This window comes from Spirillospora sp. NPDC000708, assembly GCF_040299565.1.
Taxonomy (GTDB): Bacteria; Actinomycetota; Actinomycetes; order Streptosporangiales; family Streptosporangiaceae; genus Spirillospora.
This window is the reverse complement of the sequence record NZ_JBEPCJ010000027.1, coordinates 38,469-60,425: the sequence shown is the minus strand read 5'-3', so window position 1 is coordinate 60,425 and position 21,957 is coordinate 38,469. Positions and strand designations below refer to the sequence as shown.

Annotated in this window: 1 protein-coding gene; it reads left to right on the top strand. The window is 75.6% G+C overall.

Translation table 11 applies throughout. The features are described from left to right. Nucleotides 1-78 precede the first annotated feature (78 nt). Complete coding sequence (locus ABT299_RS20790; protein ID WP_500251724.1) at nucleotides 79-21,954, top strand: non-ribosomal peptide synthase/polyketide synthase; 21,876 nt, start codon at nucleotides 79-81, stop codon at nucleotides 21,952-21,954. The last annotated feature ends 3 nt before the right edge of the window (nucleotides 21,955-21,957 follow it).

The following is a 21,957-nucleotide window of genomic DNA, read 5'->3' as shown; positions in this document are numbered from 1 at the left end:
GCAAGCGAGCGAGCGTCGCTGCCCGTCGATATGGTCCGCAGCGGCCCAGTGCGCAGCCGCGGCAAGGAAGGACAGTTGATGCATTCCGAGGCACGGCGTCAATTGCTGAAGCTACGGCTGCGAGGGAAGCAGGTCTCGCCTCAGGAATGGGAGCCGCGCCCGGACGGGCCGCTCCCGCTGTCGTTCGGGCAGCAGCGGCTGTGGTTTCTGGACCGGCTGGAGCCGGGCTCGGTGGAGTACGTCGTGCCGATGGCGGTGCCGCTGCGCGACGCGGTCGACGTCCGGGCCCTGGGCGGGGCGCTGAGCGCGATCATCCGGCGGCACGAGGTGCTGCGGACGCGGCTGGTGGCCGGGTCCGACGGGACGGCGCACCAGGTGGTCGGCGCGCCGGAGGCACTGGCGCTCCCGGTCGTCGACGTCTCCGGGGCGCAGGACCCGGCCGGTACCGCGCGGCACCTGATGGCGGCCGCCCGGCTGACGCCGTTCGACCTGGCGGCGGGACCGCTGCTGCGCGCCTGCCTGGTCTGGATCGGGGACGCCGAGTGCGTGCTGATCGTGACCGCGCACCACGTGGTGTTCGACGAGTGGTCGGGACGGATCTTCCGCCGCGAGCTGCTGGCGCTCTACCAGGCTTTCCGCACGGGCCGGCCCGACCCGCTGCCCCCGCTTCCGGCGCAGTACGCCGACTTCGCGCTCTGGCAGCGGCAGTGGGTCTCCGGCGAGGTGCTGGACGGGCAGCTCGACTACTGGCGGCGGAAGCTGGACGGAGCGCCGGAGCTCGCGCTGCCCGCGGACCGGCCGCGTCCACCGGTGCGCTCGGCCGACGGCGCCGTCGCGGAGTTCACCGTCGGGGCGGAGACCGCGGCCGCCCTGCGCGAGGTCGCGGACGAGACCGGCGCCACCATGTTCATGGCGCTGCTGGCCGCCTTCGGGATGCTGCTGGCGCGCTACACCGGTCAGGACGACGTCGTCGTCGGCACGCCGCTGATCAACCGCAACCGCGCCGGCACCGAAGAGATGATCGGGTTCTTCGTCAACAACCTGGTGATGCGCCTCGACCTGACCGGGGACCCGTCGTTCCGGGAACTGCTGGGCCGGGTGCGGGAGCTGGCCCGGGACGCCTACGACCATCAGGACCTGCCGTTCGAGAAGCTCGTCGACGAGCTGGTCACCGAGCGCGACCCGTCCCGCACCCCGCTGTTCCAGGTCTTCTTCAGCTACCTGGCCGAGGCGGCCGACGCGGGACCGGGCGGCCCGGAATCGGGCGAGGGAGCCGAGGGGCTCAGGGCGGCCGAGCCGGCCGGACCCGCTGAATCCGCTGAGCCGGCCGGACTGCAGCCGGTGAAGTACGACCTGTCGGTGATGCTGGCCCCGCGCGGCGATGGCCTCGCCGGGTCGTTCCATTACAGTACGGCGCTGTTCGACTCCGCCCGGATGCAGCGGATGACCCGGCACCTGACCGCGCTCCTGGACGCCGTCGGCCGCGCGCCCGGCGCCCGCGCGAGCGGGCTGCCGATGCTGTCGCCCGGTGAGTGGGAGCAGGTCGTCCGGGCGTGGAACGACACCGCGGTGGCCGCGCCCGAGCCGGTCGGGACGCCTGAAGCGATCGCTGAGCGCGCGGCGCAGGACCCGGACGCGGTCGCGGTGGTCTCCGGGGACTCCTCGCTGACCCGCGCGGCGCTGGCCGAACGGGCCGGCCGGCTCGCCTCGCGCCTGCGCGAGGCGGGCGCCGGGCCGGGCACTGTGGTGGCGCTGTGCCTCCCCCGGGGCATCGACCTCGTCGTGGCGATGCTGGCCGTCTGGCGTGCCGGCGCCGCCTATCTGCCGCTGGATCCCGACCACCCGGCGGAACGCCTGGCGTTCATGCTGGCCGACAGCCGTGCGGCGGTGCTGGTCGCGGACCGCGCGGCCGCGGCGGCGCTGCCGGCCGACGGCGACCTGCCGGACGGGACCCGGCCGCTCTGGCTTGACGATCCCGAGGTGCGGGCGGCGGCGGCCGCGGCGCCGGTCGCGCCCGCGCCCCCGTCGCGGCCCGGGCGGCCCGGGCGGCCCGCCTACATGATCTACACGTCGGGCTCGACCGGGCGGCCCAAGGGCGTCGTGGTCGAGCACCGGAGCCTGCACAACCTCCTGGCCTCGATGAGCCGGCGCCCGGGGGTGGACGGCTCCGACGTGCTGCTCGCGGTGACCACCGCCGGGTTCGACATCGCCGGCCTGGAGATCTGGCTCCCGCTGCTGACCGGAGCGCGGCTGGCGATCGCGAGCAGCCGGGCCGCCGCGGCGCCCGGGGAGCTGGCGGCGGAGATCGGGCGGCGGGCGGTCACGGTGCTCCAGGCCACCCCCGCCACCTGGCGGATGCTGGTCGACGACGGCTGGCCCGGCGCACCCGGCCTGCGTGCGCTGTGCGGCGGCGAGGCGCTCCCGGCGGAGCTCGCCGGGCAGATCCTGGACCGCACGGCGGAGCTGTGGAACATGTACGGGCCGACGGAGACCACCATCTGGTCGACGTGCAGGCGGATCGACGACCCGGCGGACGTGACGCTGGGCGGCCCGGTGGACAACACGCGGGTGTACGTCGTGGACCCGCGGCTGAACCCCGTACCGGTGGGGGTCCAGGGCGAGCTGCTGATCGCCGGGCACGGGGTCGCCCGCGGCTACCATGACCGGCCGTCGCTGACGGCGGGGCGGTTCGTCGCGGACCCGTTCGCCGCCGACGGGTCCCGGCTCTACCGGACCGGGGACCTGGTGCGGTGGCGCGCCGACGGGCGGCTGGAATTCTGGGGCCGGATCGACCAGCAGGTGAAACTCCGCGGGTTCCGGGTCGAGCCCGGCGAGGTGGAGGCGGTGCTGGCCGCCCATCCGGCGGTGGCGGCCGCGGTGGTGGCGGTCACCGGCGAGGATGCTCGGGCGCGGCTCGCGGCCTGGCTGGTCCCGGCCGGGGACGGCGCCGGCCTTCCGCCGGACGCGGAGCTGCGCGCCTTCGCCGCCGAGCGGTTACCGGACTACATGATCCCCTCGGTCTACACCGGGCTCGCGGCCTTCCCGCTGTCGCCGGCCGGAAAGGTGGACCGTGCGGCGCTCCCGGCGCCCGAGGCCCCGGCGGCCGGCGGGCGGGAGCCGCGGACCGTGCAGGAGGAGATCCTGTGCGGCCTCTTCGCCGATGTCCTCGGCGTTCCGGCGGCCGGGCCCGAGGACGACTTCTTCGCGCTCGGCGGCCACTCGCTGCTCGCGACGAGGCTGATGAGCAGGATCCGGTCGGCCCTCGGCGCGGAGCTCGGCGTCCGGACGCTGTTCAACAGCCCCACCCCCGCCGGGCTGGCGCTCCAGCTGGACGGCGCGGGCACGGCGCGGGCGGCGCTCCGGCCGCGGCGCCGCCCCGACCGGGTGCCGCTGTCGTTCGCCCAGCAGCGGCTCTGGTTCCTGGCGCAGCTCGAGGGGCCGAGCGAGACCTACAATGTGCCGGTGGCGATGCGGCTGTCCGGCGAACTGGACCGGGCGGCGCTCGCCGCGGCGCTCGCGGACCTGGTGGCCCGGCACGAGAGCCTGCGGACCACCTTCCCGGTGGACGACGGAGTCGCCTGGCAGCGGGTGCTTCCTCCCGCAGCCGCGGCGGACCTGCTGTCCGTGCGGCGGGTGGGCCCGGAGGAGCTGCCCGCCGCCGTCGCCGAGGTCAGCCGGTACCGGTTCGACCTCTCGGTCGAACCGCCCGTGCGGGCGGTGCTGCTCGCGGTGAGCCCCCGGGAGCACGTGCTGGTGCTCGTCGTCCATCACATCGCGTCCGACGGCTGGTCGATGGGTCCGCTGGGGCGCGACCTGTCGATGGCCTACGCCGCGCGGCGCGACGGGCGGGAGCCGGAGTGGGCGCCGTTGCCGGTGCAGTACGCCGACTACACGCTGTGGCAGCGGGAGATGCTGGGGAGCGTCGAGGACCAGGAGTCGGCGGCGGCCGCCCAGCTGTCGTACTGGATGACCTCGCTGGCGGGGCTGCCGGAACAGATCGAACTGCCGGCCGACCGGCCGCATCCGCAGATCGGGTCGCACCGGGGCGCGGCGGTGCCGGTACGCGGCGGCGCGCGCCTGCACGCCACGCTCGCGGAGCTGGCGCGGACCCACGGGGTCACGATGTTCATGGTGGTGCAGGCCGGCCTGGCGGCGCTGCTCACCCGGCTCGGCGCGGGCACGGACGTGCCGGTGGGCTCGCCGATCGCGGGCCGCACCGACGAGTCGCTGGACGACCTGGTCGGGTTCTTCGTCAACACGCTGGTGCTGCGCGCCGACACGTCCGGGGACCCGGAGTTCGGCGAGCTGCTGGCCCGCGTCCGCGAGGTGAACCTGGGCGCGTTCGCCCACCAGGACATCCCGTTCGAGTACCTGGTCGAGGTGCTGAACCCGGCCAGGTACCTGTCGCGGATCCCGCTGATCCAGGTGATGCTGGCGTTCCGCAACGTCCCGCCGACCGGCGCGGAGCGGGGGTTCGCCGGGCTGGACACCGAGCCGTACCCGGCCGGGGTCGGTGCCGCGAAGTTCGACCTGACGCTGTTCCTCGCGGAGGAGTTCGACGACGCGGGCAGGCCCGCGGGACTCGCGGGCCATCTGCAGTACGCGTGCGACCTGTTCGACGAGCCGACGGTCCAGGCCGTCGCGGGGCGCCTGATGCGGGTCCTCGAAGCGGTGGCGGCCCGTCCGGACACGCGGGTCCACCAGATCCAGGTCCTGGCCGCCGGCGAGCGCGCGCAACTCGTGTCCGGCTGGAACCAGGCCGTCGCACCCGTGGCCGCGGCCACGCTGCCGGACCTGTTCGAGGCGCAGGTGGCGAGGACCCCGGACGCGACGGCCGTCTCCTGCGGCGACGTCCAGCTCACCTACGCCCGGCTGAACGCGGACGCGAACCGGCTCGCGCGCCACCTCGTGCGAGCCGGCGCGGGGCCGGAGGACGTCGTCGCGGTCGCCCTGGACCGGGACGTGAGCATGGTCACCGCCGTGCTCGCCATCGTGAAGGCCGGCGCGGCCTTCCTGCCCGTCGACCCGGGATATCCGGCCGAGCGGGTGGCGTTCATGCTGGCCGACGCCAAGCCGAAGTTCGTCGTCACCGGCGCCGCGACGGCCCCCGACACGGCCGCCGACACGGCCGCCGGCGGGGGCGCGGGCACCGCGCACATCGTGGTGGACGACCCCGAGGTCGTCCGGCAGGTGGCCGGGCTGGCCGGGACGGACCTGGGGCGCGGCGACCGCCGGGGACCGCTGCTGCCCGCGTCCCCCGCCTACCTGATCTACACGTCCGGGTCCACCGGGCTGCCGAAGGCCGTGGTGGTGACGCACACCGGGATCGCCGGCCTGGCGGGGGTGAGCGAGGAACGGCTCCGCCTCGACGGGCGCGACCGGGTCCTCCAGCTGGCCTCGCTGAGCTTCGACGCCGCGTTCTGGGAGCTCTGCATGGCGCTGCTGTCCGGCGGCACGCTGGTGCTCGCCCCGGGCGTGCGCCTGATCGGCGAGGTGCTGGCCAGGACGCTGGAGGAGCGGGGGGTGAGCCTCGCGCTGATCCCGCCGGCCGCGCTGGCGGGGGTGCCGGTGGTGTCCCCGACCATCTTCCGCACCCTGATCGTGGGCGGCGAGGCGTGCCCGGCGGAGGCCGTGGCGCGGTGGGCGCCCGGCCGCCGGATGGTCAACGCGTACGGGCCGACCGAGGTCACGGTCTGCGGCACGATCAGCGATCCGCTCGAACCCGACGGCGGCGCGCCGCCGATCGGGCGGCCGGTGTGGAACGCCCGGCTGTTCGTGCTGGACGGCTCCCTGAACCCGGTCCCGGCCGGGGTGGCGGGCGAGCTGTACATCGCCGGCGACGGCCTGGCCCGCGGGTACGGCGGCCGCCCGGCGCTGACCGCCGGGCGGTTCGTCGCCGACCCGTTCACCGGCGGCGGGTCGCGCATGTACCGGACCGGTGACCTGGTGCGCTGGCGCGCCGACGGGGCGCTGGAGTTCGTCGGCCGCGCCGACGAGCAGCTCAAGGTGCGCGGGTTCCGGATCGAGCCGGCCGAGGTCGAAGCGGTCCTCGCGGAGTGCCCGGGAGTGGCGCGGGCGGTCGTCGTCGCCCGGGAGGACCGGCCGGGCGACCGGCGGCTGGTGGCGTACCTGGTGCCGGGCGCCGCGGAGGCGGACGAGGACCGGGACAGGTCCGCGGAGGGCCGGCAGGTCGGTGAGTGGCGGCAGATCTACGACGACCTGTACGCCGGCACCAAGGACCAGGAGTTCGGCGAGGACTTCACCGGCTGGAACAGCTCCTATGACGGCGCGGCCATCCCGGTCGAGGAGATGGCGGAGTGGCGCGAGGCGGCGGTGGAGCGGATCCTGTCGCTCGGCCCGCGGCGGGTGCTGGAGATCGGTGCGGGCAGCGGGCTCATCCTGGCCCGGCTGGCGCCGCGGTGCGAGACGTACTGGGGGACGGACTTCTCCGCCGAGGCCATCGACCTGCTGCGCGCGAACGTGGAGGCCGACCCGCGGCTCGCGGGGCGGGTGGAGCTGCGCGCCCAGGCCGCGCACGACGTCGGCGGCCTGCCGGCCGGCTACTTCGACACGATCGTCGTCAACTCGGTCGTGCAGTACTTCCCGAGCGCCGAGTACCTGACCGAGGTGCTCGGCAAGGCCCTAGGGCTGCTGCGGCCGGGCGGGACGGTCTTCCTCGGCGACGTCCGCAACCTCCGCCTGCTGCGGCTGTTCCACACGGCCATCGAGCGCGGCCGCGGCGACGACCCCGTGGTGGTCCGCGCCGCGGCCGAGCGGAGCATCGCCCGGGAGAAGGAACTGCTCGTCGACCCGGAGTTCTTCGCCGCGGCCGCGCGCGGGCTGCCCGGCATCGACCGGATCGACGTCCTGCTGAAACGCGGGCGGTTCCGCAACGAGCTGAGCCGCTACCGGTACGACGTGGTCCTCACCAAGCAGGCGCCCGCGCTCGAGACCGGCGGACCGGCGCCGGACGAGGCGGAGCCCGAGGTGCCGTGCCTGCCGTGGAACCTGCTGGCGGCCCCGGCCGCGGTCGGGGACTACCTGGCCCGGCGGCACCCGCGGTTCCTGCGGATCAGCGGGGTACCGAACGACCGGCTCGCCGCCGACCTCGCCGCCGTCCGCGCCCTGGACGGAGGGGAGGCCGAGGAGGCGGTGCCGGGCGCCGACCCCGAGGACTTCTACGCGCTGGGAGCCGAGGCCGGCTACCAGGTGGCGGTCACCTGGTCGTCCGGCGCCGACGACGGCCGCTTCGACGTGGTGTTCACCGGTCCGGACGCGGGCCGGGCGGCACCCTGCTACCTTCCGGCGGCAGACGGCTCCCCGGCGCTCTCGACCCATGCCAGCCGGCCGCTGGGCAGCCGGGCGGCCGTCCTGGCGCAGGCGAGGGAGTTCGCCGGGCGGCGGCTGCCGGAGTTCATGGTCCCGTCGGTCTTCGTCGAGCTGGCCTCGCTCCCGCTGACGCCGAACGGGAAGCTGGACCGGTCGGCGCTGCCCGTTCCCGAGTCGGACCGGGTGGACCTCGGGGTGTTCGTGGCCCCGTCGACACCCGCCCAGGAACTGCTGGCGGGGATCTGGGCGCAGGTGCTGGGCACCGAGCGCGTCGGCGCGGACGACCACTTCTTCGAGCTGGGCGGCCATTCCCTCCTGGCCACCCGGGTGGCCTCGCGGGTGCGCGAGGTGTTCGGGGTGGAGATCCCGCTCGCGGCGCTGTTCGACCAGCCGAGGCTGCGGGACCTGGCCGCGGTGATCGAGCAGACCGCCGCCGGCGCGGCGGCCCCGCCGGTGGTCCCGGTGCCCCGGACCGGGCCGCTGCCCCTCTCGTTCGCCCAGCAGCGGCTCTGGTTCATGGACCAGGTCGAGCCGGGGTCGGTGGAGTACAACGTGCGGATGCCGATCCCGCTCGGCGGCGAGCTGGACGTCCGGGCGCTGGAGGCCGCGCTGTCCGCGCTGGTCCGGCGGCACGAGGTGCTGCGGTCCCGGCTGGTCGCCGGCTCGGACGGCGTCCCCGGCCAGGTGGTCGACCCGCCCGCGCCGTTCCCGCTGCCGGTCGCCGACGTGACGGGGGCCGCCGACCCCGCGGCGGCGGCGCACCGCCTGATGGTCGCCGCCGCGATGGCGCCGTTCGACCTGGCGGCGGGCCCGCTGGTCCGCGGCTGCCTGATCCGGGTGAACCGGGAGCACCACCTGCTGGCTCTGGCGGTGCATCACATCGTCTCCGACGAGTGGTCGGCGGAGATCCTGCGGCGCGAGCTCGGCGTGCTGTACCGGGCGCTGCGCGACGACCGGCCGGATCCGCTGCCGCCGCTCGCCGTGCAGTACGCCGACTTCGCGGTCTGGCAGCGGGGGTGGCTGACCGGCGAGGTGCTCGACGGGCAGCTGTCGTACTGGCGCGACCGGCTCGCCGGGGCGCCGGAACTGGACCTTCCGGCGGACCGGCCCCGCCCGCCGGTCCGCTCGACGGCCGCCGCCTTCGCGAGCTTCGCCGTCCCGGCCGCGGCGACGCGGCGGCTGCAGGAGGTCGCGCGCGAGGGCGGCGCGACGATGTTCATGACGCTGCTGTCGGCGTTCGCGGTGCTGCTCGGCCGGTACTCGGGGCAGGACGACGTGCTCGTGGGCACGCCGGTGGCCAACCGGAACCGCGCCGAGACCGAGGACCTCATCGGGTTCTTCGTGAACGATCTGGTCCTGCGGACCGACCTGTCGGGGGACCCGGCGTTCACCGAGCTGCTCGCCCGGGTGCGGTCCGCGGCCCTCGACGCGTACGCGCACCAGGACCTCCCGTTCGAGCAGCTGGTGGACGCCCTCGTGACCGCGCGGGACCGGTCGAGGACGCCGCTGTTCCAGGTCGCGTTCAGCTACGCCGACGCACGCCCCGACGACGACGTCACCGGTACAGGGGCGCGGCTGCGACTGGACACCGCGCACCCGGGCGGGACCGCGGAGGAGGCGCTGCCGGTGCGCGCCGACCTGGTGGTCACGGTGGCCGACTCCCCGTCCGGCCTGATGGGGTCGATGCACTACAGCACCGCGCTTTTCGACGCGTCCAGGATGCAGCGGATGGCCCGGCACATGACCACCCTGCTGGAGGCCGTCGCCGCCGACGCGGACCGGCACATCAGCGCCCTGCCGTTGCTGACGGCGAGCGAGCGGGACGTGCTGGTCCGGCAGTGGAACGACTCCACGGTCGCGGCGCCCGCCGAGACGAGCATCCACGAGCTGATCGCGGCGCGCGCGCGGCAGCACCCGGACGCGGTGGCGGTGGTGGCCGGTGAGAGCTGCCTGACCTACGGCGGGCTGATGGCGCGCGCGGGGCGGCTGGCAGCGCTGCTGCGGGACGCCGGAACGGGACCGGGCACGGTGGTCGGCCTCGCTCTCGGCCGCGACGTCTCCCTGATCGTGGCGATCCTCGCGGTGTGGCAGGCGGGCGGCGCCTACCTTCCGCTCGACCCGGAGTACCCGCCCGAACGCCTGCGGTTCATGCTCACCGACAGCGGGGCACGGGTGCTGATCGGGGAACGCCGGGCGGCGGCGGACCTGGTCGCGGATACCGGAGAGGCGCCGTCCGCGGTGCGGGCGGCGCTGTGGCTCGACGACCCGGACGCGGACCTGCCGGACCTGCCGGATCTGCCGGCCGCGGTCCGTCCGGGCCAGCTCGCGTACGTCATCTACACCTCGGGCTCGACCGGAACGCCCAAGGCCGTGCAGGTGCCGCACGAGGGCGTGGTCAACCTCGCCATGGCACAGCAGCGCGCGCTCGGCGTGGATCGCGGCGACGTGGTGCTGCAGTTCGCCTCCGCCAGCTTCGACGCCTCCGTCTGGGAACTGTTGATGGCGCTGGCCACCGGAGCGAGGCTGGTGGTCGCGACCTCGGGGGAGCGCGCCGAACCCGACCGGCTGGCCGCCCTGATCGCCGGCGCCGGAGTGGGCGTCGCGACGATGCCGCCCTCGCTGCTGGAGGCGCTGCCGCCGGACGGCCTCGCCGGGGTCGGCACGCTGATCACCGCAGGCGAGCGGCTCGACGCGGAGCTCGCCCGGACCTGGGGGCGCGGCAGGCGCCTGTTCAACGCCTACGGCCCCACCGAGACGAGCGTCTGCGCCACGATCGCCCGGTGCGACACCGGCACCCCGGAAGGCCCGGAACCGCAGCAGCCCCCGCCCGCCCCGCCGATCGGGTCGCCGATCGCCAACACCAGGCTGTACGTGCTTGACGCGACGCTGAACCCAGTCCCGGCCGGGGTCCCCGGCGAGCTATACGTCGCCGGTACCGGGCTGGCGCGCGGATACGGCGGACGTCCCGCGCTGACGGCGGAGCGGTTCGTCGCCTGCCCCGTCGCGGGGGACGGCTCGCGGATGTACCGGACCGGGGACCGGGCCCGGTGGCGGGCCGACGGGCTCCTGGAGTTCATCGGCCGCGCGGACGAGCAGGTCAAGGTGCGCGGATTCCGGGTCGAGCCCGGCGAGGTCGAGGCGGTCCTGGCGGCCCACCCGGACGTGTCGGCGGCGGCGGTGACCGCCTTCGGGCCGGAGGCCGACCAGCGGCTGGCGGCCTACCTGGTGGCGACGGACCCGGCCACCGGCGTCCCCGGCACCGCCGAGCTGCGCGAGTTCATCCGGCGGCGGCTGCCGGAGTTCATGGTCCCCGCGGTGTTCACCGAGCTGGCGTCGCTGCCGCTGACGCCGAGCAGGAAGGTGGACCGCGCCGCGCTGCCGGCCCCCGGTACGGACCGGCCCGAGGTGGGGCGGTTCGTCGCGCCGCGGACGGAGACCGAGCGGGTGCTGGCGCAGGTGTGGGCCGAGCTGCTGCGGACCGAGCGGGTCGGCGTGACCGACAACTTCTTCGACCTCGGCGGCGACTCGATCACCAGCATCCAGGTGGTGGCCCGGGCCCGGGAGATGGGGGTGCACGTCACCGCGGCGCAGATGTTCGACCACCAGACGGTGGCGGAGCTGGCCGCGGTCGCCGCGGGCGCGCAGGCGGCCGACACCGGGCAGGACCGGATCGGCGGGGAGTACCCGCTGTCCCCTGTCCAGCGGGCGTTCTTCGGCTGGGAGCTGCCCGAGCCGTCCCATCTGAACCAGTCCAGGCTGCTCGAGGCGACCGGCGGGCGGATCGACCGCAGGCTGCTCGAGGTGGCGGCCGAGGCGCTGGCCGACCACCACGACGCGCTGCGGTCGCGGTTCACCCGGCGCGACGGGCGGTGGCAGGCGCGGGTGGCCGCCGTCGAGAGCGCCGACCTCGTCTGGGTGGCCGACCTGGGCGACGACGGCACGGAGGCCGCTCGGACGGAGGCGGCCACCCGGGCGCAGGCCGGCCTGGCGCTGGAGGACGGCCCGCTGCTGCGGCTGGTGCTGTTCGAGCGCGGCGACCGGCCGCAGCAGCTGCTGGTGGTGGCGCACCACCTGGTGATCGACGCCGTGTCGTGGCCGATCGTGCTGGCGGACCTGTCGGCCGCGTACGAGCAGGCCGAACGGGGCGAGCCGGTCCGGCTGCCGGCCAAGACCACCTCGTTCCCGGCATGGTCGCGGCGGCTGGCGGAGCTGGCGGCGTCGGCGGAGGTCGCGGCCGAGGCGGAGCACTGGACGGCCGTCGCGGGCGCGGCCCGGCCGTTGCCGCGCGACCACGACGGCGCGAACACGGTCGGCTCCGCCGGGCAGATCAGGGTGGCGCTCGACCCCGACCGGACCGCCCGGCTGCTGCACCGGGTCCCCGCCGCCTACCGCACGCAGATCAACGACGTGCTGCTCACCGCGCTGGGCATCGTCCTCAACGAGTGGACGGGCGCGCCGGCCTCGGTGGTGGACGCGGAGGGCCACGGCCGCGAGGACGTCGGGGCCGGCTTCGACGTGTCCAGGACGGTGGGCTGGTTCACCAGCATCTACCCCGTCGCGCTGACCGGGGCGCAGGACGGCCTGGGCGCGGCGCTGTGCCGGACCAAGGAGCACCTGCGGGCGGTTCCCCGGCACGGGCTCGGGTACGGGCTGCTGCACCATGTGGCCGGTGCGGTGCCGGCGAGCGGCGCCCAGGTCAGCTTCAACTACCAGGGCCAGTCCGGATCGGCCCGCAGCGGGGCGGGCCTGGCGGGCGGCCGGTTCCGTCCGGCCGGCGGGCCGCGCGGGCAGGAGCAGCCCCCGCGGGCACCGCGCGCTTACCTGATCGACATCACCGGCGGCATCACCGATGGCGTGCTGGAACTGGTGTGGATCTACTCCTCGCGGGTCCATCGGCACGCGACCGTCGGCCGCCTGGCCGACCGCTACATCGAGGTGCTGACCGAGCTGATCGAGCACTGCTGCGCTCCGGGCGCCGGCGGCTGGACCCCGTCCGATTTCCCGCTGGCCGGCCTCGACGCCGAGGCGCTGGAACGGGTCACCGCCGCGGTGTCGACGGACATCGAGGACATCTTCCCGCTGACCCCGCTGCAGCAGGGGCTGCTGCTGGACTCGCGGCTGTCGGGCGACGCGGGGATGTACTGGTCGCAGACGGGACTGCTGCTGGAGGGCGAGCTGGACGCGGAGCTGCTGCGGCAGGCGTGGCGGACCGCGTTCGAACGGCATGCGGTGCTGCGCGCCGGCGTCGTGTGGCGGGGGCTGGCCGACCCGGTGCTGGTGGTGTCGCGTGCGGTGGAGCCGCCGTGGCGCGAGGTGGACCTGTCCGGCCTGACCGGTCCGGAGCAGGAGCGGGCGGTCGACGAGTTCCTGCTGGCGGACCGGGAGCGGGGCGCCGACTTCGACGCGCCGTCGCTGGTGCGGGTGGCGCTGCTGCGCATGGGCCGGGGGCGGGCCCAGCTGGTGCTCAGCCTGCACCACCTGGTCCTGGACGGCTGGAGCCTGCCGATCGTGCTGGAAGAGGTACTGGAGGCCTACGACGCGCTGCGCGCGGGGACGGCGCCGCCGATCCGGGAGCACCGGCCGTTCCGCGACTACGTCGCCTGGCTGTCGGAGCTGGACACCGAGGCCGCGGAGCGGTTCTGGCGGGGCCGGCTGGCGGGGGTGCCGGCGGCGCCGGTGCTCGGCATCGAGCGGGCGACCGGGCGGCAGGGGCGGCGGGACGTGCAGGTGCGCTTGCCGGGCGAGGCCATGTCCGGGCTGGAAGCGTTCGCGCGGCGCTCGCGGCTGACGATGAACACGGTGGTGCAGGGGGCCTGGGCACTGCTGCTGGGGATGTACTCCGGCTCCGACGACGTGCTGTACGGGGTGACCTCGTCCGGGCGCGGGGACCAGATACCGGGGATGTCGTCGATGGTCGGGCTGCTGATCACCACGACGCCCGCCCGGGTCCGGATAGAGCACTCCGCTCCGGTGGGGGAGTGGCTCGAAACGCTGCAGGAGGCCCAGGTACAGGCCCGGCGGTTCGAGCATCTCCCGCTGACGCGGATCCAGGAGTGCAGCGACGTTCCGGCGGGGCGGCCGCTGGTGCGCACGCTGTTCGTGTTCGAGAACTACCCGGTCCGCGAGCTGCAGCGACGGCGAGCCGCCGCGAGCGGCGGCGGTCTGCGGGTCGGCGGCAGCGCCGGCCGCCAGGACATCAGCTACCCGCTCGCCGTGATCGTCAACTCCGGGCGGGAGCTCACGATCACGCTCTCCTACGACCGCGGCCGGTTCGCCGATGCGGCCGTCGACGCGCTCGCGGGGCAGTTCCAGGTGCTGCTGGACGCGGTGGCCGCGGACGGCGGGCGGCTGGTCGGCGACCTGCCGGTGCTGACCTCGGCCGAGCGGGATCGGCTGCTGCACGGCTGGAACGACACGGCCACGGCGCTGCCCGAGGCGGGCGGGGTGCACGAGCTGGTCGCGGCGCAGGTGGCGCGGTGCCCGGACGCGGTGGCGGTCGTGGCCGGCGGCGAGGCGCTGACGTACCGGGCGCTGTGGCAGCGGGCGGGGCGGCTCGCCGGCCACCTGCTGGCCATGCGTCCCGGACCGCTCGTGGGCCTGTGCACCGGGCGGGGCACGGACGCCTTCGTGGCGGTGCTGGGAGTGTGGCGGGCGGGGCTCGCCTACCTGCCGATGGACCCCGCCTATCCGGCCGACCGGCTCGAACTGATGCTGACCGGCGGCGGGGCGCGGGTGGTGCTCGCCGAACGCGCGGTCGCCGGGGACCGGCTGCCCGCGCTGGACGGCGTGCGGACGGTCTGGCTCGACGACCCGGCGGTCCGGCGGGAGATCGGCGCCGCGGCGGAGCCGGCCCCGGTGCCGGTGGCGCCCGGCTCGGCCGCGTACATGATCTACACGTCGGGGTCGGCGGGCGTCCCGAAGGGCGTCCAGGTGACGCACGGCAACCTGGTCAACCTGGCCGTGGCGCTGCGGCCCGTGCTGGGCGCGGGCCCGGGCACGCGGGTGCTGCACTTCGCGTCGTTCAGTTTCGACGGGTCGGTGCTGGAGCTGGTGGTGACGCCCGCGGCCGGCGGGACGCTGGTGGTCGCGGGGCCGGCGGAGCGGTCCGACCCGCGCGCGCTGGCCGGGTTGATCCGGGCGGACGGCGTCGACGTGGCGACGCTGCCGGTGTCGCTGCTGTCGGTGCTGGGTCCGGACGACCTCCCCGGGCTGCGCACGCTGGTGGGCGCGGGCGAGCGGTTCGACACCGAGGTCGCGCGGCGGTGGGGACGCGAGGGCCTGCGGCTGGTCAACGGCTACGGGCCGACGGAGGCGACCGTCATGTGCGTCACCGGGGTGCCGGGCCCGGATGACGGGGCGACGGTGCCGATCGGGCGCCCGGTGGCCAACGTGCGGGCGTACGTGCTCGACGAGCGGCTGCGCCCGGTGCCGGCCGGGGTCACCGGGGAGCTGTTCCTCGGCGGCGCGGGCGTGGCGCGCGGCTACGGCGGGCAGCCGGCCCTCACCGCGCGGCGGTTCGTCGCCGACCCGTTCGCGGCGGACGGGTCGCGGCTGTACCGGACCGGGGACCGGGCGGCCTGGCGGCCGGACGGGGTGCTGGAGTTCGCCGGGCGGGTGGACGAGCAGCTGAAGGTGCGGGGATTCCGGATCGAGCCGGGTGAGGTGGAGGCGGTGCTGGCCGCCCATCCGGGCGTGGCCGCGGCGGTGGCGGCCCCGGTCGGGCAGGGAGCGGAGGCGCGGCTGGGGGCGTGGCTGGTGCCGGCCGATGCCGCCGCCGGAATCCCCCCGGCCGGCGAGCTGCGCGCGCACGCGGCCGCGCGGCTGCCGGAGTTCATGATCCCGGCCGTCTACACCGAGATGTCCGCCCTGCCGCTGACGCCCAGCGGGAAGGCGGACCGGGCCGCGCTGCCCGCACCGGACCTGACCCGCCCGGAGCCGGGCGGTACGTACGTGGCGCCGCGCGGCGATCTGGAACGGCTGCTCGCGGGGATCTGGGCCGAGGTGCTCGGCGTCGACCGGGTCGGCGCGCAGGACGGCTTCTTCGCTCTCGGCGGCCATTCGCTGCTGGCGACGCGCGTCGCCTTCCGGATCGGCGCGGCGCTCGGGGTCGACGTGCCGGTGACCGCGGTGTTCGAGCACCCGACGGTGGCCGGGCTGGCCCAGGTGATCACCGGCGGCGGGGCGGAGGCGCCCGCGCCGCCGGTCGTGCCGGTCGGCCGGGACGGCCGGCTGCCGCTGTCGTTCGGGCAGCAGCGGCTGTGGTTCGTCGGCCAGCTGGAGCCCGGGTCCCCGGAGTACGTGCTGGCGGTCCCGGTCGAGTTCGGCGGCGTCGACGTGGCGGTGCTCGGGGCCGCGATGGCCGCCGTGACGGCGCGGCACGAGGTCCTCCGCACCCGGCTGGTGACCGGCGACGACGGGGTGCCGTACCAGGTGGTCGACCCGCCGGCGCCGTTCGCGCTCCCGGTCGTCGACGTCTCCGGCGCCGCCGATCCGCGGCGTGCGGCGGCGGACCTGCTGGAGGCCGGCGCCATGGCGCCGTTCGACCTGGCCGGGCCGCTGGTGCGCGGCTGCCTGGTCCGGCTGGGCGCGGACCGGCACCTGCTGGCGCTGTGCATGCACCACGTCGTCTTCGACGAGTGGTCGGTGCCGATCTTCCGGCGCGAGCTGGAGGCGCTGTACGCGGCGCTGCGCGCGGGTGAGCCGGACCCGCTGCCGCCGCTGCGGGTGCAGTACGCGGACTTCGCGGTGTGGCAGCGCCGGTGGCTGACCGGGCAGGTGCTGGAGGGCCAGCTCGCCTACTGGCGGGAGCGGCTGGCGGACCTCCCGCTGCTCGAACTGCCGGCCGACCGGCCGCGTCCGCCGGTGCGGTCGAACGCCGGCGCCGTGACCCGGTTCGCCATCCCCGCGGCCACCGCGGAGGGGCTGCGGGCGGTGGCCCGCGAGAGCGGCGCGACGATGTTCATGACGATGCTGGCGGCGTTCATGGCCGTCCTCGGCCGGCATGCGGGCCGGGACGACATCGTGGTGGGGACCCCGGTCGCGGGCCGCGGCCGGCCCGAGACCGAGGACCTCATCGGGTTCTTCGTCAACACCCTGGTGATGCGCGCCAGCACCGCGGCGGACCCCACGTTCGGCGAGCTGCTGGACCGGGTGCGGCAGGCCGCGCTCGGTGCGTACGCGCACCAGGACCTGCCGTTCGAGCAGCTCGTGGACGAGCTGGTGACCGTGCGGGACCGGTCCCGCACCCCGTTGTTCGAGGTGCTGTTCAACTACGTGGCCGCAGGCCCGGCCGGCGGCGGGCAGGGCGTCCCGGCCTCCGGTACTGCGGCCCGCCGCGCCGGCTCCGGCGCCCCAGGGCGGCACGAAGCGCGGGCGGTGAAGTTCGACCTCACGCTGACGGCGGTGGATCGGGGAGCGGAGCTCACCGGGGAGATCCAGTACAGCACCGCGCTGTACGACGCGGCCACGGTCGACCGGCTGGCGGGCCACCTGGTGGTCCTGCTGGGCGCGGTGGCGGCCGACCCTGACGCGCGGGTGAGCGATCTCCCGCTGCTGACGGAGGCCGAGCGCCGGGAACTCGTGGTGACCTCCAACGACACGGCGGTTCCGCTCCCGCGGGTCGGCGGCGTCCACGAACTGGTCAGTGCGCGCGCGGCCGAGTCCCCGGACGCGCCGGCGGTGTTGGCCGCCGATGGGTCGCTGACGTACGCGGAGCTGGAAGACCGGTCGGACCGGCTGGCACGGTACCTGCGCGAGGCGGGCGTGAGCACGGAGACCGTCGTCGCGCTGTGCCTCACACCCGGCGCGGACATGGTCGTGGCGGTGCTGGCGGTCTGGAAGGCGGGCGGGGCGTACCTCCCGCTGGACCCCGCGTACCCCGCCGCGCGGCTGTCGTTCTTCGTCACCGACAGCGGTGCCCGGGTGCTGGTGGGGCACCGGTCCGCGGCGGCCGTGCTGCCGGCGGACGCGCTGCCGCCGGTGACCGTGTGGCTCGACGACCCGGCGACCTCGGACCGGCTCGCCGCGACGCGGCCGGGGGACGCGCCGCGGGTCCACCCGGACCAGCTCGCGTACGTGATCTATACGTCCGGGTCGACCGGCGTGCCCAAGGGAGTGCAGGTCAGCCACGGCTCGGTGCTCAACTACGTGGCGCGGTGCCGGGAGGCGTACCCGGGAGTGCGGGGGCTGTCGCTGGTGCACGCGCCGCTCGCGTTCGACGCGGTGGTGACGCCGCTGCACGGGGCCCTGGCCGCGGGCGGCTGCGTCCACGTGGCGGCGCTGGACGAGGATCTGCCGGCGCTCAGGGAACGGGTGGGCGCGGGCGACTACACCTTCGTGAAGGTGACGCCCGCCCTGCTGACCGTGCTGACGCAGCTGCCCGCCGAGTGCTCTCCCTCGGTGCAGCTGATGGTCGGCGGGGACCTGGTGCGCGGCAAGGACGTCCAGCTGTGGCGGGATCGCCACCCCGGCGTGGAGGTGGTGGCGCACTACGGCCCGACCGAGACCACGGTCGGCAGCACCGACCACCCGATCGGTGCGGGCGAACCGCCGACGACGGGTGTGGTCCCGATCGGGCGGCCGATCTGGAACACCCGGGTGTACGTGCTCGACGGGCAGCTGAACCCGGTGCCGGTCGGGGTGGCGGGCGAGCTGTTCATCGGCGGTGCCGGGGTCGCGCGCGGCTATCACGGGCGCGCGCCTCTCACCGCGGAGCGGTTCGTCGCCGACCCGTTCACCGGCCGCGGCGAGCGGCTGTACCGGACCGGGGACCGGGTACGGCGGCGGGCCGACGGCGTCCTGGAGATCCTCGGCCGGACCGACAACCAGCTCAAGGTGCGCGGATTCCGGATCGAACCGGGCGAGGTCGAGGTGGCGCTCGCGGCGCATCCCGCGGTGGCCTCGGCGGTCGTCGACGCGTTCGGGACCCAGACCGGGGCGCGGCTGGCCGCCTGGCTGGTGCCCGCGGATCCGGCCGCGGGACTGCCGGCCGCCGGCGAGCTGCGGCGGTTCCTGGCCGGGCGGCTGCCCGACTTCATGGTCCCGTCGGTGTTCACGGAGCTGTCGTCGCTGCCCCTCACCCCCAACCAGAAGCTGGACCGGGCCGCCCTGCCGCCCGTGGACGCGTCGCGTCCCGATCTGGCCGGCTCGTACGTGCCGCCCGCCACGCCGGCCGAGGAGTTGCTGGCCGGCGTGTGGGCGCAGGTGCTCGGCCTGGACCGGGTCGGCGCGCAGGACGACTTCTTCGAACTGGGCGGGCATTCGCTCCTGGCGATGCAGGTGATCGCGCGGGTGCGCGAGGTGTGCCGGGCCGAGGTGCCGGTGGCCGTCCTCTTCGACCACCCGACCGTGGCGGGCCTGGCGGCGGCGGTCGAGACGATGGCCGGGCGCACGGTGGCGCCGCCGCTCGTGCCCGCCCGGAACGGAGGGCGCTCGCCGCTGTCGTTCGGTCAGCAGCGGCTGTGGTTCCTGGACCGGATGGAGCCCGGCTCGATCGAGTACAACATCACGATGCCGGTCTTGCTGGGCGGCGAGCCGGACGTGGCGGCGCTCGGCGCGGCCCTGTCCGCGGTGGCCCGCAGGCACGACGTCCTGCGGACGCGGCTGGCCGCCGGGCCGGACGGGGTGCCGTACCAGGAGGCCGGTCCGCCGGTGCCGGTGCCGCTGCCCGTGCTGGACGTCTCGGGCGCCGCCGAGCCGGACGCGGCGGCGCGGGACCTGCTGGCCGAGGGAATGTCCGACCCGTTCGACCTGGCGGCCGGCCTGGTCTTCCGGGCGTGCCTGGTGCGGCTCGCCGCGGACCGGCATCTGCTGGCCGTGTCGGTGCACCATGTGGCGTTCGACGAGTGGTCGGGTCCGGTGCTGCGGCGCGAGCTGGGTGCGCTGTACGAGGCGTTCCGGCGCGGCGAGCCGGATCCGCTGCCGCCGCTGCCGGTGCAGTACGCGGACTACGCGGTGTGGCAGCGGGGGTGGCTGACCGGTGAGGTGGTGGACTCCCAGCTGGCCTACTGGCGGGAGCGGCTGGCCGGCGTTCCGGTGCTGGACCTGCCGACCGACAGGCCCCGCCCGCCGGTCCGGTCCCCGGAGGGCGAGTTCATCCGGTTCACCGTGCCGGCCGAGGTGACCGGCGGCCTGCGCGCGGTCGCCCGTACGGGTGGCGCGACGATGTTCATGACGCTCCTGACGGCCTTCATGGTCCTGCTGCGCAGGTACACCGGCCAGGACGACGTGGTCGTGGGGACTCCGGTGGCGAACCGGGACCGGGCCGAGACCGAGGGCCTGATCGGGTTCTTTGTGAACACGCTGGTGATGCGCGCGGACCTGTCCGGCGACCCGACCTTCACTGAGTTGCTGGAGCAGGTCAGGGGCACCGCGCTGGACGCCTATGCCCACCAGGACCTGCCGTTCGAGCAGCTCGTCGACGAGCTGGTCACCGAACGGGACCGCTCCCGCACCCCCCTCTTCCAGGTGCTGCTCAACTATGTCGCGCTCACCGCCGAACCCGGTCGCCGTGACGGCGGCCGTGACGGCGGCCCCGGCGCAGGGGCGGCGCGGCCGGACGACGGCATCGCCGCCGGCATGGTCGCCAAGTTCGACCTGCGGCTGATGCTGGGGGAGGAGCCCGGCGGTTCCCTGACCGGCGCGCTGCACTACAGCACGGCGCTGTTCGGCGCCGACACGATCCGCCGGATGGCGGGCAACCTGGGCGTCCTGCTGGCCGATGTCGCGGCCCGCCCGGGCACCCCGCTGTCGCGGCTGCCGCTGCTGTCCCGCGCCGAACGCGACCAGCTGCTGCGCGGGCGGAACGACACCTCCGCTCCGGTCCCCGCGGCGAGCGGGCTGCACCAGCTGATCGCCGAGCGGGCCGGGGAGCGCCCGGACGCGGTGGCGGTCGCGTTCGGCGACCGGCAGCTGACCTACCGGCGGCTGACCGGCCGGGCGGCCGGGCTGGCCGGCTACCTGCGCGACGCCGGAGCCGGCCGCGAGACCGTGGTCGGCCTGTGCCTGGACCGCGGCATCGACATGATCGTGGCGATGCTGGCGGTGTGGCAGGCCGGCGGTGCCTACCTGCCGCTCGACCCCGAGTTTCCGCCGGACCGGCTGGGCCACATGCTGGCCGCCAGCAAGGCCAGCATGGTGGTGGGCACGGCCGAGACGCTGGAGAACCTGCCCGCGGTCCGGTCGCGCATGATCGAGATCGACGGGCCGGCGGTGCGGGCGGCACTGGCCGGCGACCCGCCCGCTCCGCGGGTGGAGGTCCACCCGGACCAGCTCGCCTACGTGATGTACACCTCCGGCTCCACCGGCGCCCCCAAGGGCGTGGAGGTCACCCATCGCGGGCTGGTCAACTATGTGAGCTGGGCGCCCCGCCGGACCGGGCTCGGCGAACCGGGACACCGGTACGCGCTGCTGCAGCCGGCCGTCACCGACCTCGGCAACACCGTGATCTTCACCAGCCTGGTGGCCGGCGCGGCGCTGCACGTCATGGACGCCGGCGCGGCCACCGACCCCGCCGCGGTGGCCTGGTTCGTCCGGGCGCACGGCATCGACGGGCTCAAGGCGGTGCCCTCGCACCTGGCCGCGCTGGCCTCGGACGGCGGCCCCGCCCGGCTGCTCCCGGCGCGGTCGCTGGTGCTGGGCGGCGAGGGCGCCCCGGCCGCCTGGGTCGCCGACGTGCTGGCGGCGGCGGGCGCCCGGGACGTCGTGAACCACTACGGGCCGACCGAGACCACCATCGGCGTGGTCACGCTGCGGCTGTCGGCCGGGCATCTGGACGGCGGAACCGTCCCGATTGGCTCCCCGGTCGCCAACACCCGGGTGTACGTGCTCGACGCCGACCTGAACCCGGTGCCCGCCGGTGTGGTGGGCGAGCTGTTCATCGGCGGCGCGCAGGTCGCCCGCGGGTACGCCCGGCAGCCCGCCCTGACCGCCGAGCGGTTCGTCGCCGATCCCGTCGCCGCCGACGGCGGACGCGTCTACCGGACCGGCGACCGGGCGCGGTGGCGGCCCGGCGGCGTGCTGGAGTTCCTGGGACGGGCCGACCGCCAGGTGAAGGTGCGCGGCCACCGGATCGAGCCGGGGGAGGTCGAAGCCGCCCTGACCGCGCACCCGCGGGTGCGCTCGGCCGTCGTGGTCGCCCGCGGCGAGGGCGGCGAGCGGCTCCTCGCCGCCTACCTGGTGGCCGCGGACGCCGGCGGCCCGCCGACCGTGGAGGAGCTGCGCGAGCATCTGCGCGGACGGCTTCCGGAGTTCATGGTCCCGGCGCTGTTCACCGAGATCCCGGCGGTGCCGCTGACCCCCACCGGCAAGCTCGACCAGGCGGCGCTGCCCGGCCCGCAGGACGGCCGGCTGCGTCCCGCCACCGGCGGCGCCGAGCCGTCCGGCCCGACCGAGACCGAACTCGCCGGGATCTGGGCCGCGATCCTGAACCAGGACCGGGTGGGCGTGCACGACAACTTCTTCGACCTGGGGGGCCATTCGCTCCTCGCCATCCAGCTGATCTCCCGGATCCGTGAGGCGTTCGGGGTCGACGTCCCGATCGCGGAGGTGTTCGACAAGCCCACCATCGCCCAGCTCGCCCTGGTCGTCGACGGCGACGGCGCCGACTACGAGGAGTTCGAGCTGTAGTGG

Coding starts and splice junctions, on each gene's coding strand:
- ABT299_RS20790 (WP_500251724.1), top strand. CDS start 79: ATGCATTCCGAGGCACGGCGTCAATTGCTGAAGCTACGGCTGCGAGGG.